Here is a 12,510-nt window from a genome sequence, read left to right as displayed (position 1 = left end):
CCTTCCCCCATGTACTTCGCGACGACCTGCCTCACGACCCTGCTCCTGGCCCTCGGCCCCTTCTGGCCGGTGGGCGGCCCGCCCCCGCCCGAGATCGTCCGCGGCTGGCAGCCCCCGCCGGGCCCGTACGCCGCGGGTCACCGCGGCGTCGACCTCGCCGCACCGCCGGACACACCGGTCCTGGCCCCCACGGCCGGCACGGTCACCTTCGCGGGCCCGGTCGGCGGCCGGGGCGTCCTCACCCTCACCCTCCCGGGCACGGGCTCTCCCCCACTGCGCACGACCTTCTCCCCGGTGACCCCGCTGGTCCCGGCCGGCACCACCGTCGCCGCCGGCACCCCGATCGCCCGGGTCGCCCCCGGCACCCACTGCCCGGAGACCTGCCTCCACTGGGGCCTCCTCAGAGGCGACCGGTACCTGAACCCGCTGCTCCTGACGAAACGGGGGCCGTCGCGGCTGCTGCCGCTGGGGTGAGTTCGGAGTGGGTTCGGGGCGGGGGTGGAGGGGGGCTGGAGCGGGGGTGGGGGCGGAGGGGGTGAGGGGTGGGTGGGGAGGGGGGAGGGAGGGGGCGGGGGAAGGGAAGCCCCCGGATTTTCTTCGAGCGGTCAGGCCGGGGAGCCGTTGACCCCGTGGAGGGCCATCGTGACCGCCGCCTCGGTGATCTCCGCGGGGTCCTCGGCCGCGCCGAGTTCGAGGCGGCGGACGGCCGCGTCGACGACGCCCTGGAGGAGCATGGCGCCCAGGCGGGGCCGGGACTGTCCCAGGGCGGCGAGGGCTTCGACGACCATGGAGACGAGGCCGCCGTGGGCGGCGCGGATCTTCTCGCGGGCGCCGTCGTCCAGCTCGCCGGCGGAGATGGCGACGACCGCGCGGTGACGCCGGTCCCCGACCAGTTCCAGCTGCTTGCGGACGTACGCCTCGACCTTGCCCTGGGGCGTCTCCGCGTCGGCCATGGCCAGCTCGACCTCGGCGGCCCAGACCGGGAAGTCGACGGCGCACAGCTCCTCGACTACGGCGGCGCGCGATCGGAAGTACTCGTAGACCGACGAGCGGGCGAGGCCCGTGCGCTCGGCGAGTGCGGGGAAGGTCAGCGCCTCCGTCCCGCCCTCGGACAGCAGGGAACGCGCGGCGTCCAGCAGGGCGCCGCGCTGCATCGTCCGGTGCTCGGCCACGGAGGCCGCTCGAATCCTGGGCACGGCTCCACTGTACGACCGGACCGCGGCGCTCAGCGTCCTACGTCGGCCAGCTTGGCCCGGAGCTGGAGGACGGATTTGGTGTGGATCTGGCTGACGCGGCTCTCGGTGACGCCGAGGACGTGGCCGATCTCGGCGAGCGTGAGGCCCTCGTAGTAGTAGAGGGTGACGACCGTCTTCTCGCGTTCGGGGAGCGTGTTGATGGCGCGGGCGAGCAGCCGGCGCAGCTCGCGGTCCTCGGCGATCTCGACGGGGTTGTCGGCTGCCGTGTCCTCCAGCGTGTCCATCAGGGAGAGCCGGTCGCCGCCCTCGCCGCCGACGTGCAGCAGCTCCTCCAGGGCGACCACGTTGGCCAGGGACAACTGGCTGAAAACCGAGTGCAGTTCCTCCAGTGTGATGTCCATCTCCGCGGCGACCTCGCTCTCGGAGGGGGTGCGGCGGAGCTGGGCCTCCAGGGTGGCGTAGGCGCGTTCGACGTTGCGCGCCTTCTGGCGGACGGAGCGCGGGATCCAGTCGAGGGCGCGGAGCTCGTCGATCATGGCGCCGCGGATGCGGGTGATGGCGTACGTCTCGAACTTGATGGCGCGCTCGACGTCGAACTTCTCGATGGCGTCGATGAGGCCGAAGACTCCGGAGGAGACGAAGTCGGCCTGTTCCACGTTGGACGGCAGCCCGACGCTGACCCGTCCCGCGACGTACTTGACGAGGGGCGAGTAGTGCAGGATCAGCTGCTCCCGCAGCCGCTCGTCGCCCGTGTCCTTGTACGACCGCCACAGCTCGTCGAGGGAGGTCGGTGCGGGCGGTCGCACGGTGCCCCGGGCCGCTGGGGGCACCGCAGCGCGGTCAGACCCGGAGGTGTGCTGGGGCATGCGTTGCCTTGAGCCGTTCTGCTGTCGGGTGTGTCGGGGCGGGTGCGGGTGTCGTGGAGGGAATCCCGGTGAGCGTAGCGTGAGTGTGCCGTCGCGGTGAGCGAACACCGGTGGATCGCGCCGCTCCGGGTGGACGCCGTCGACCGCATCTTCGAACGGGGGCCGTGGCGCGGGTCGGCCCCTCGGGTGCGGCCGAGAGGGCTCGGTCGTTCATCGCCTTCACCTTTTCACCCGAATGCTCCGGGTCAAGTACCGCCTCGCCGCGCGTTCGACGCTTGTGTGGCGGTGTTCGTCAACCGCCATCCGTCTCCGTACCGTTCGACGAAGCCGAGGGAGTGGAGTTCGTACAGCTTGGCGAGGGTCTCGTCGGGGTGGGTGCCGGCGCGGCGGGCGATGGCGGTGGTGGAGGTGGGGCCGCGGGCGGGCACGGCCTCCAGGACGTGTGCCGTGGCGGGGGCGAGGAGGTCCCGGGGAAGGACGGGTCCTCGGCGCGCCGGAGCGAGCTGGCCCATGTCCCCGACGAGTTCGACGATCTCCTCGGCGTCGGTGACGAGGGTGGCGTCGCCGCGCAGGAGTTCGTGGACGCCCGCGGAGAGCGCGCTGGTGACCGGTCCGGGTACGCCCATGGTGTGGCGGCCGAGCCGGGCGGCGGCACGGGCGGTGGAGAGGGAGCCGCTGCGGTGCTGCGCCTCGACGACGACGGTTCCGCGGGTGAGGGCGGCGATGACGCGGTTGCGAAGGATGAAGCGGCTGGGGGTCGGGTGGCTTTCGGGCGGCAACTCTCCTACGACGAGGCCCTGTTCGGTGATGCGCCGGATGAGCCGGTCGTGGCCCCGGGGGTAGGGGACGTCGACGCCGCAGGCGAGGACGGCGACGGTGGCGCCGTCGGCGGCGAGGGCTCCCCGGTGGGCGGCGCCGTCGATGCCGTAGGCGGCCCCGGAGACGACGACCCAGCCCTTTTTCGCGAGGCCGGTGGCGAGGTCGGTGGCGGTGTGGGCGCCGTAGGGGGTGCAGGCGCGGGCGCCGACGAGGGCGACGGAGCGCAGGGCCCAGGTGCGCAGGTCGGCGGGGCCCCGGAGCCAGAGGCCGATGGGGCGGGCGTCGCCGAGGTCGTCGAGTTGCCGGGGCCATTCGGTGTCGCCGGGGACGAGGAAGCGGCCGCCGAGGGCGTGGACGGTGTCGAGGTCGCGGGCGGGTTCAGCGGCGGTGGCGCGCAGGCGCCAGGAGGCGACGCGTTTGCGGCCGGTGCCGGGGAAGGGGTCTCCGCCGGGCCGGGCGCCTCCGGGGCAGGTGCCGTCGGGACGGGCGCCGTCGGCGGGGTGGGGGGCGTCTTCGAGGTGGGTGCCGTCTTCGGAACGGGTGCGGTCACCGGTACGGATGCCGCCGTCAGTACGGATGCGTTCGTCGGGGCAAGTGTCGTCGCCGGTAAGGATGTCGTCGTCGGGCCGGAGGAGCCGTTCGAGGAAGCCGACGGCTCCGTACCGGCGGATCCAGCGGCCGGCGTGTTCGTCGCCGGGTTCGACGGCGCGGGTGAGAACGGCGCGGGCGAGCCGTTCGTCCATGGGTGCGGTGGAGGGCAAGGCGGCGGGCGCGGTGGGGATCATGCGCGGCCCCCCGTTCCGACGGGCACGCCGCGGGCGACGCCGGTGCGCATCTCCAGGGCGAGGGCGACGTCACGGGCGTCGGGCCGGTCGTGTCCGGCCAGGTCGGCGACGGTCCAGGCGACGCGCAGGACGCGGTCGAGGCCGCGGGCGGTGAGGAGTCCGCGTTCGATGTCGCGTTCGGCTTCGGCGAGGGCTCCGGGCGCGGTGTGGTAGCGGGTGCGGAGCTCATGGCCGGGGATCTCGCTGTTGACCCTCCAGGGGGTGTCGGCGAGACGGGTGGCGGCCCGGTCGCGGGCCTCGCGGACGCGCGCGGCGACGGCGGCGGTGGTCTCTCCCCGGCCGCCCTGCCCGAGGAGGTCGGCGCGGGTGACGGGCTCGGCCTCGACGCGGAGGTCGACCCGGTCGAGCAGGGGCCCGGAGAGGCGCGCCTGGTAGCGGCGGACGAGCGCGGGCGGGCATTCGCAGCCGGCGCCGTGCAGGGTGTGCCGTCCGCAGGGGCAGGGGTTGGCGGCGAGGGCGAGGAGGAAGCGGGCGGGGAGGCGGACGACGCCGGCGGCGCGGGCGATGACGACGTGCCCGGATTCGAGGGGCTGGCGGAGCGCGTCGAGCGCCTTGCCCGAGAATTCGGGGGCTTCGTCCAGGAAGAGGATGCCGCGGTGGGCGAGGGAGACGGCGCCGGGCCTGGGGAGGCCGTTTCCGCCGCCGACGAGGGACTGCATGGTGGCGGAGTGGTGGGGCGCGCAGTAGGGGGCGCGGCGGACGAGGGGTTCGCCGGGCGGGAGGATGCCGGCGACGGAGTGGACGGCGGTGACTTCCAGGGACTCCTGTCGGCTGAGGGGCGGGAGGATGCCGGGGAGGCGTTCGGCCAGCATGGTCTTTCCCGCTCCGGGCGGTCCGGAGAGCAGGAGGTGGTGGCTGCCGGCGGCGGAGATCTCCAGGGCGCGGCGGGCGTGGTGCTGGCCGGCGACGTCGGCGAGGTCGGGGCCTTCGGCGGGGTCGGCGGAGAGTCCGGTGCCGATGCCGGCGCCGGGGACGAGGAGGCCGGCGAGCATGGCGTCGGGCCGTCCCTCCTCGGTGGGTTCCTCGTCGGGGACGGGTTCGTCGGTGAGGACGGCGATCAGCTGGCGGAGGCTGCGGACGCCGAGGACGGAGACGCCGGGGACGAGCGAGGCCTCGCCGGCGGTCTGTTCGGGGACGACGACCTGCCGGTATCCGGCGTCGGCGGCGGCGAGGACGGCGGGCAGGATGCCGCGGACGGGGCGGACGCGGCCGTCGAGTCCGAGTTCGCCGATGAGGACGAGGTCGGCGATGGTGCGCGGGTCGATGCGCTCGGCGGCGCCGAGGACGGCGGCGGCGACGGCCAGGTCGAAGCCGCTGCCGCCCTTCGGGACGGATGCCGGGCTGAGGCCGACGGTGAGTTTCTTCTGGGGCCATTCGGCGCCGGAGTTCACGACGGCGGCGCGGACGCGGTCGCGGCTCTCGGTGAGGCTCTTGTCGGGGAGGCCGACGAGGGCGAAGGCGGCGACGCCGGGTTCGAGGTCGGCCTGTACTTCGACGACGACGCCCTCGACGCCGACGAGGGCGACGGAGCAGGTGCGGGCGAATCCCATCTCAGGCCACCCCCTGGGCGTGGGTGAGGACGGGGGCGCCCCGGCGGGGCAGGACGACGCCGACGAGGTCGATGCGGACGCCGCCGGCGGGTGCCGGGGTGCCGCTGCGGTCGAGCCAGCAGTCGGCGAGGCGGCGGAGCCGTTCGGCCTTGCGGGGCGTGACGGCGGCCATCGGGTGTTCGTAGGCGCCGTGGCGCCGGGTCTTGACCTCGCAGATGACGAGGGTGTCGCCGTCGCGGGCGACGATGTCGATCTCGCCGGTCCGGCCGCAGCGCCAGTTGCGGGCGAGGACGTGCATGCCGGTCGCGGTGAGCCGGCGGGCCGCCAGCTCCTCTCCGTACCGTCCGAGCGCGCGGGTGGCGCTGCTCTTGCCGGTCGTACCGGTCGTACCGGTCGTGCCGCCGGTCGTATCAGCGGTACCAGTCGGGTCAGTCGTATCAGTCGTGCCGGTCGTGTTCATACGGACCACCTCCGTCACCGACTGTGACGGGGCGGCGCGTTCCGTGTGCGGCGCTGTGGACGGGCGAGAGGCTGTGGAGAACTCCCTCACCCGTGGGGGTGAGCCGCGAGGGGGTGACCCGCGAGAGGGGCCCGCGGAGGTGGTCTTCCCGCAGCGCTCCTGCCGCCGCCCTCAGCTGCCGGGGAGTTCGAGGTCGCTCTTGTTGAGCTCCTCGATGTTCACGTCCTTGAACGTGAGGACGCGGACCTGCTTGACGAACCTGGCCGGCCTGTACATGTCCCAGACCCAGGCGTCGGCCATGCTGACCTCGAAGAAGACCTCGCCCTGCACCGAGTGCACCTGCATCTCGTAGTCGTTGGTGAGGTAGAAGCGTCGCTCGGTCTCGATCACGTATTTGAACAGGCCGACGACGTCGCGGTACTCCCGGTAGAGCTTCAGCTCCATCTCGGTCTCGTACTTCTCGAGGTCCTCGGCGCTCATGGCATGTTCCCCTTCAGCCGTGCGTCCCCCCATTGTGCGCCAGTCGTACGCGTCCCTAGACGATTTCCGGGGCGAGGACGACCGGTGCGGGCGGAGGTCCCTCGTCGAGCAGCGTGCGCAGCAGCTCGGCGAGTCTGGTCGGGTACACCGTCTCACGGGCGGCCGACAGTTCGGCGGAGGTCCACCATCTCAGGCCCGAGAGGCTGCGGGTCTCCAGTTCCGTGAGGGTCTGCGGACCGGGCGCGGCATCGGTCCTGCGGGTGCGGGCGAGGTAGTACCACTCGTCCTGGTCCCAGCGGCGTCCGTCGAAGGGGAAGGAGCAGTGCCGGGTCCAGAGGACGGGTCCGAGGTCGACGTCGGTGATGCCGGTCTCCTCCGCGAGTTCGCGCAGTGCCGCCTTCTCCCGGGTCTCGTCGCCCTCCAGGCCCCCGCCGGGGGTGAACCACCAGGAGAGGCCGGGGTCGTCGGGCTCGTGTCCGTGCAGCAGCAGGACGCGGTCGTCGGGGTCGAGCAGGACGACCCGCGCGACCTTCCGCACCACGGTCCCCGCGTCCGCCCGAACCTCGATTTCCCCCTCCGGACCCGTCCCCGCGCCCCGCCCCCGCTCCGTCATGCCCCTGTCCTCTCCCCGGGACCGGCCCCGGCATCAGCCCTGGCCCCGACCCCGGCCCCCCGTCCGCCCGGTCGCCGGCCCAGGAGCCGTGCCACCGGCCCGTACGCGGCCCCCGCGAAGACCAGTATGCCGCCGGCCGCGATCACCGCGAGGAGGGTCGTGAACGGTCCCGGCTCCGAGAGGCCGCCCGGGAGGTCGGCGAAGGCGGCCGGGCGGTCCAGGAGGCCCTTGGCGGGCCAGACGACGGCGTCGACCCGGGCGACGACCGTGGAGCGGGGCACCGAGCCCTGGCCGGCCTCTTCGAGGTGGGTGCGGGAGTCGAGGGAGGTGTGCCGGTCGTCGCCGAGGAGGAAGAGGCTGTCCCCGGGGACCGTCACGGAGAACTCCTTGTCGGAAGCGATCTTCCGGCCGTCCATGCCCGGCCCGAGGTACGGCTCGTCGACGGCCCTGCCGTTGACGGTGAGCCGCCCGCCCCCGTCGCAGCAGGCGACGGTGTCGCCGCCGACGGCCACGACGCGCTTGACCATGGGCGAGGAGCCCCACAGGGGGTCGTTGAAGACGACGACGTCGCCGCGCTTCACCTCGGTCCCGTCGACCCGCTCGGCGAGCACGCGGGAGTTGACGTCGAGGGTGGGGGTCATGGAGTCGGTGGGGACGGTGTACGGCCGGTAGACCAGGGCTCCCCAGACGAACCCGCCGAGGAAGAGCGCACAGCCGACGGCCACGGCCAGCCCCGACAGCACGCTGCCGAGGCGGCCGTGGCCGTCCTTGGTCCCTATGGTTCCGCTCATGTGCACCCCAGAGGTCTGTCGACGGTCCGGGACGGCACACTACCCGCGGGTCGTTACTCGGCGGTATGCCGCGCGAGCTGCTTCTTCCGGCGCCACAGCACCAGCGGGAGCGCTCCGGCGACGCTCGCCGCGCCGAGCGGGGCGGCGGCCGCCGCCTTGTTCAGGGCGGGGTTGTCGAAGATGCCGGGCACGGGGAGCGTGGCCCAGCGGGTGACCGGCCAGGCGACGACGACGGCGCGGCCCACGACCAGGTCCTCGGCGACGGTGCCGCCACCGGGGAGCTCCTGGTGGAAGCGGGAGTCCAGGGAGTTCTGGCGGTTGTCGCCCATGACCCAGATGCGGCCCTCGGGGACCTTGATCGGACCGAAGGAGTCCTGGCAGGGCACGGAGCCGGGGTAGAGGTACGAGGTCTCGTCGAGCGGCACCCCGTTGAGGACGACCTTGCCGCCCTCCTTGCAGGAGACGGTGTCGCCGCCGACCGCGATGACGCGCTTGATGAGGTCCTTCTCCTCGGCGGACGGCATGAGGCCGATGAAGCTGAGGAACTTCTGCACGACGTTCGGCTTGGGCGTCTCCGCGGTCTCCAGCCAGCCGCCCGGGTCGTGGAAGACGACGACCTCGCCGCGCTCGGGCTCGGAGCCGAACCACGGCGTCAGCTTGTCGACGAGGACCCGGTCGCCCTTCTTGAGGGTGTTCATCATCGATTCCGAGGGGATCGAGAACGCCTGCACCAGGAAGGTCTTGATCAGCAGCGCGAGCACCAGTGCGATGCCGACGAGGAGGGGCAGTTCCTTCCAGAAGGAACGCTGCTTCTTGGGGGCCCTGCCGGACCCGCCCGCCTCGTCGTCGCGCGGCGCGCCATCGCCGTGCGGCACCCTGTCACCCGTCACGTCGTCACCCGTCACGTCGTCGCCCCTGGCCTCGTCGGCCCTCTTCTCGGGCTCATCGTGTCCGGATCGTGCGCCGACGGCCAAATCCCCCACATCCACTCCTCAAGTCCGTGCGAACGCCCGCCCCGGAACAGGGACGAGCCCACCACTCCCATAACGAGCAGAAGTTCCGCAGGGGTCGGGAGCCCGGGCAATCCGTTCAGATTCCGCTGGGACACACTATGCGACGGACCGGACGCCTCACCGGAACCCGCACGGGCGTCCGGAACTCCGGCGAAGGTGTCCCGCTCCTCCAGGCCCCGCCAGTGGCCGATGGGCCAGGCGATCACCACGGCACGCCCCACGACCTGCTCCTCCGCGACGGTGCCGTGGTCCTTCTCGTCGAGGTGGAAGCGGGAGTCGGCCGAGTCCGAGCGGTGGTCGCCGAGGACAAAGATCCGGCCCTCGGGGACCTTCACCTCGAAGGGGATGGTGGACGGCGCGTTCCCCGGGTGCAGGTACGGCTCGTCCAGCGGTACGCCGTTGACGGTGAGCCGCCCGTCCTCGCCGCAGCAGCGGACGGTGTCGCCGCCGACGGCCACGACCCGCTTGATGAGGTCCTGCTCGTCGGCGGAGGGCAGCAGTCCGATGAAGGTCAGGGCCTGCTTGGCCTGTTTGACGCCGACGGGGTCGTCGGCGGGCGGCACGGGGTCCTGGTGGAGCCAGTTGCCGGGGTCCTTGAAGACGACGACGTCGCCGCGCTGCGGGCGGGAGCCGAACCAGGGGGTGAGCTTGTCGACGAGGACCCGGTCCTGGATCCGGATCGTCTGCTCCATGGAGCCGGAGGGGATGACGAACGCCTGGACGAGGAAGGTCTTGAGGACGAGGGCGATGAGCACGGCGACCGTGACCAGGATCGGGATCTCCCGGATCGCCGAGCGCTGCCGGCGCCGCTTGACCTTGCGGGCGAGCTTGCGCCGCTCGGCCCGGCCGGGCAGTACGGACCCCTGCTCGGGCGCGTGGGCGGCCCGGCCGGCCGGCCGGCCCCGGCTACCCACGGCTCCCCGTTCCCGGGGCCGCCGGCCCCGTCGGGTGTCCGCCGGCCGGTGGCGCCGGTACGGCGTCGAAGGCGTCCGTGCCCGCCACGCCGCTCCAGCGGCCGAAGGGCCAGGCGATCCAGTCGGCGCGTCCGACGACCTTGTCGACGGGCACCATGCCGCCGCCGGGGCTGCCCAGGTGGTCCCGGGAGTCGCTGGACTGGCTGCGGTGGTCGCCCATCACCCAGAGCCGGTCCGGGGGGACGACGATGTCGAAGGGCACGCTGGAGGGCTGGTCGCCGGGCATCAGGTGACGCTCCACGACGACGGTGCCGTTGACGGTGAGCCGGCCGTCCTCGTCGCAGCAGACGACCCGGTCGCCGCCGGTGCCGACGACCCGCTTCACGAAGTCGGTCTCGGCGGGCTCGGCGAGTCCGAGGGCGGCCGCCCCGTCGCGCAGCAGGCCGGTGACGGGGTCGCCCTCGGGCTCCTCCCGCACGAAGGAGCCGGTGCCGTCGAAGACGACGACGTCGCCGCGGCGCGGTTCGTCCCCGAAGCGGTACGCCAGTTTGTTCACCAGGATCCGGTCGCCGACCCGGAGCGTCGGCTCCATGGAGCGGCTGGGGATCAGGAACGGCTGCGCCACGAAGTGGCTCAGGAGCAGCAGGAAGACCACGCAGGCGCCGCCCACGAGCGCCGTGCGCCGCCAGGAGGGCGCGCCGTCGGAGGCATCGGCGGACTCGGGGTCCTCGGAGTCCTCGACGGGCTCGGGGCCCTCGGAGCGTTCGGAGGGCTCGGAGCCCTCGGAAGTCCCGGAGGCGCCAGGGAGTTCGGGTCCCGCGAAGCCCCCGGAGCCCCCGGAAACGCGCGCGGAGCGCGGCCCTTCCCCCGTACCGGAAACCCTGTCGGGTTCCGCGTCGGGGGAAGGGCCGCGCTCCGTGTGCTGTGCTTCGGTGTCCATCGCCGGACAAGCCTATCCGGCCTGTCTGTGAGGGGAACCGGAAGCGCGGTGCGTGCCGGGAGCCGGGGCTCAGCGGTCGCGCTTCTCCTTGATCTTGGCGGCCTTGCCGCGCAGCTCGCGGAGGTAGTAGAGCTTGGCACGGCGCACGTCACCGCGGGTCACGAGCTCGATCTTCTCGAAGATCGGGCTGTTGACCGGGAAGGTGCGCTCGACGCCGACGGAGAACGAGACCTTGCGGACCGTGAAGGTCTCGCTGACGCCCGAGCCCTGGCGGCGGATGACGACGCCCTTGAACTGCTGGATACGGGAGCGGTTGCCCTCGATGACGCGGACGTGCACGTTGACGGTGTCGCCCGGGCGGAAGGCGGGGAGGTCGGAGCGGAGCGAAGCCGCGTTGACCTGGTCGAGCAGGGAGGCCATGGAGGTCTCTTTCCTCGCTGATGCCACAGGTCATCAGCGGTACGTTCGAAGTGGTTTCGAGGACCGTCCGCTCCTGGCGGCGTCGTTCCCCCTGTGGCAGGGGCGCGCGCCGGACGGACGGCAGCGGCCTATTCTTCCACGCCCTCGACCCTGCGCCAAAATCGGCCGCCGGGCTCGGGGGCCCACCCCATCATGGAGAGGATCTCCCGGTCCTTCTTGTCGAAGGCGGCCGGGTCGCAGCGCTCGATGAGGTCGGGCCGGTGGGCGGCGGTACGGCGGAAGGCCTCGTCGCGCCGCCAGCGGGAGATCTTCCCGTGGTGGCCGCTGACGAGGACGTCGGGGATGCCGCGGCCGCGCCACTCGGGGGGCTTGGTGTAGACGGGGCCCTCCAGGAGGTTGGCCATGGCCCCGGGGGCGAAGGAGTCGTCCCGGTGGGACTCGGCGTTGCCGAGGACGCCGGGCAGGAGGCGGGCGACGGCCTCGGTGACGACGAGGACGGCGGCCTCTCCGCCGGCCAGGACGTAGTCGCCGATGGATACCTCGTAGACCGGCATCCGGGTCGCGTACTCGTCCATGACCCGGCGGTCGATGCCCTCGTAGCGGGCCGGGGTGAAGATCAGCCAGGGCCGCTCGGAGAGTTCGACGGCCAGTTCCTGGGTGAAGGGGCGGCCGCTGGGGGTGGGGACGACGAGGACGGGGCCGTGGGCGCCGCCCTCGTAGCCGTCGGCGAGGGTCTGGTCGAGCGCGTCGCCCCAGGGCCCGGTCTTCATGACCATGCCGGGGCCGCCGCCGTACGGGGTGTCGTCGACCGTGTTGTGCCGGTCGTACGTCCACGCGCGCAGGTCGTGGACGTGGACGTCGAGCTGTCCGCGCGCGCGTGCCTTGCCGACGAGGGAGACGTTCAGCGGTTCGAGGTACTCGGGGAAGATCGTGACGACGTCGAGCCTCATGCCCGCTCCTCGCCGGACTCCTCGGAGGAGCCGGACTCCTCGGAGGAACCGGCCTCGTCCTCGCGGGAGGAGGCGATCTCGGCGCGGTCGTCGATCAGGCCGGGCGGCGGGTCGATCACGGCCCGCTGCTCCTCCAGGTCGATCTCGGTGACGATCTCCCCGACGAAGGGGACCATCAGCTCGGTGCCGTCAGGGCGTTCGACAATGAAGAGGTCCTGGGACGGCAGGTGGGAGATCTCGGTGATGCGCCCGATCTCGGTGCCGTCGGCGAGGACCACGTCGAGGTCGATGAGCTGGTGGTCGTAGTACTCGTCCTCCTCCTCGGGCATCTCCGTGGGGTCGACCTCGGCGATGAGGAGGGTGTTGCGCAGGGCCTCGGCGCCGGTGCGGTCGCGGACGCCCTCGAAGCGCAGCAACAGGCGGCCGCTGTGGACGCGACCGGTCTCGATGGTCAGCGGCCCGGTGGAGGCCGGGTCGGTGAGCAGGACGGCGCCGGGGCCGAGCCTGAGCTCGGGCTCGTCCGTGCGCACCTCGACGGTGACCTCGCCCTTGATGCCGTGGGCGCGCCCGATCCGCGCGACTACCAACTGCACTGCTTCACTCTCTCCTGTCACACAGCTCGTACGACAACGGGCCGGGGCGGGCTCGTAAGC

13 protein-coding genes and 2 pseudogenes are annotated in these 12,510 nt (G+C 72.8%); 1 reads left to right on the top strand and 14 read right to left on the bottom strand.

Annotation, left to right across the window (positions count from 1 at the left end; translation table 11 throughout):
- The first annotated feature begins 9 nt into the window (after nucleotides 1–9).
- Nucleotides 10–474, top strand: a complete 465-nt coding sequence (locus AB0398_RS04375) for a M23 family metallopeptidase (protein ID WP_366372232.1) — start codon at nucleotides 10–12, stop codon at nucleotides 472–474.
- 131 nt (nucleotides 475–605) lie between these two features.
- On the opposite strand, the gene AB0398_RS04370 is transcribed toward AB0398_RS04375, so the two are convergent.
- The 14 genes and pseudogenes from AB0398_RS04370 to rimM all read right to left on the bottom strand — a co-directional run bounded on the left by AB0398_RS04370 (nucleotide 606) and on the right by rimM (nucleotide 12,450).
- Nucleotides 606–1,172 carry a helix-turn-helix domain-containing protein gene (locus tag AB0398_RS04370; protein WP_366372359.1) on the bottom strand — a complete coding sequence of 189 codons (567 nt, stop codon included), beginning with the start codon at nucleotides 1,170–1,172 and terminating at the stop codon, nucleotides 606–608.
- A gap of 53 nt (nucleotides 1,173–1,225) precedes the next feature.
- The gene (whiG, locus tag AB0398_RS04365; protein WP_030223055.1) at nucleotides 1,226–2,062 is read right to left on the bottom strand and encodes an RNA polymerase sigma factor WhiG; all 837 of its coding nucleotides are present in this window, start codon (nucleotides 2,060–2,062) and stop codon (nucleotides 1,226–1,228) included.
- 245 nt (nucleotides 2,063–2,307) lie between these two features.
- A complete protein-coding gene (gene dprA / locus AB0398_RS04360; RefSeq protein WP_366372231.1) occupies nucleotides 2,308–3,666 on the bottom strand; it encodes a DNA-processing protein DprA in 1,359 nt (452 codons plus the stop codon).
- A complete protein-coding gene (locus AB0398_RS04355) occupies nucleotides 3,663–5,276 on the bottom strand; it encodes a YifB family Mg chelatase-like AAA ATPase (protein WP_366372230.1) in 1,614 nt (537 codons plus the stop codon). The genes dprA and AB0398_RS04355 overlap by 4 nt, the downstream gene beginning before the upstream one ends.
- A gap of 1 nt (nucleotide 5,277) precedes the next feature.
- Nucleotides 5,278–5,640: pseudogene (locus AB0398_RS04350) on the bottom strand (YraN family protein); the annotation flags it as partial.
- 267 nt (nucleotides 5,641–5,907) lie between these two features.
- Complete coding sequence (locus AB0398_RS04345; protein ID WP_005311352.1) at nucleotides 5,908–6,216, bottom strand: DUF2469 domain-containing protein; 309 nt, start codon at nucleotides 6,214–6,216, stop codon at nucleotides 5,908–5,910.
- Between the two features lie 55 nt (nucleotides 6,217–6,271).
- Nucleotides 6,272–6,829 carry an NUDIX hydrolase gene (locus AB0398_RS04340; RefSeq protein ID WP_366372229.1) on the bottom strand — a complete coding sequence of 186 codons (558 nt, stop codon included), beginning with the start codon at nucleotides 6,827–6,829 and terminating at the stop codon, nucleotides 6,272–6,274.
- The gene (gene lepB / locus AB0398_RS04335; protein WP_366372228.1) at nucleotides 6,826–7,620 is read right to left on the bottom strand and encodes a signal peptidase I; all 795 of its coding nucleotides are present in this window, start codon (nucleotides 7,618–7,620) and stop codon (nucleotides 6,826–6,828) included. The genes AB0398_RS04340 and lepB (AB0398_RS04335) overlap by 4 nt, the downstream gene beginning before the upstream one ends.
- Before the next feature lie 53 nt (nucleotides 7,621–7,673).
- Entirely contained in the window at nucleotides 7,674–8,594 is a 921-nt protein-coding gene (gene lepB, locus AB0398_RS04330) for a signal peptidase I (RefSeq protein WP_366372358.1), read from the bottom strand.
- Nucleotides 8,563–9,547, bottom strand: a pseudogene (gene lepB / locus AB0398_RS04325) (signal peptidase I). Before lepB (AB0398_RS04325) ends, lepB (AB0398_RS04330) begins: the two are co-directional and overlap by 32 nt.
- Nucleotides 9,540–10,487 carry a signal peptidase I gene (gene lepB, locus AB0398_RS04320; protein ID WP_366372227.1) on the bottom strand — a complete coding sequence of 316 codons (948 nt, stop codon included), beginning with the start codon at nucleotides 10,485–10,487 and terminating at the stop codon, nucleotides 9,540–9,542. Before lepB (AB0398_RS04320) ends, lepB (AB0398_RS04325) begins: the two are co-directional and overlap by 8 nt.
- Before the next feature lie 69 nt (nucleotides 10,488–10,556).
- Nucleotides 10,557–10,907 carry a 50S ribosomal protein L19 gene (gene rplS, locus AB0398_RS04315; protein ID WP_030223083.1) on the bottom strand — a complete coding sequence of 117 codons (351 nt, stop codon included), beginning with the start codon at nucleotides 10,905–10,907 and terminating at the stop codon, nucleotides 10,557–10,559.
- Nucleotides 10,908–11,035: 128 nt separating this feature from the next.
- Nucleotides 11,036–11,857 carry a tRNA (guanosine(37)-N1)-methyltransferase TrmD gene (trmD, locus tag AB0398_RS04310; protein ID WP_366372226.1) on the bottom strand — a complete coding sequence of 274 codons (822 nt, stop codon included), beginning with the start codon at nucleotides 11,855–11,857 and terminating at the stop codon, nucleotides 11,036–11,038.
- Complete coding sequence (gene rimM, locus AB0398_RS04305) at nucleotides 11,854–12,450, bottom strand: ribosome maturation factor RimM (RefSeq protein WP_366372225.1); 597 nt, start codon at nucleotides 12,448–12,450, stop codon at nucleotides 11,854–11,856. The genes trmD and rimM overlap by 4 nt, the downstream gene beginning before the upstream one ends.
- Nucleotides 12,451–12,510 lie beyond the last annotated feature (60 nt).

Source organism: Streptomyces sp. NPDC086147 (genome assembly GCF_040702165.1).
Taxonomy (GTDB): domain Bacteria; phylum Actinomycetota; class Actinomycetes; order Streptomycetales; family Streptomycetaceae; genus Streptomyces.
The sequence above is the reverse complement of the archived record's forward strand: the minus strand, read 5'-3'. Positions and strand labels throughout refer to the sequence as shown.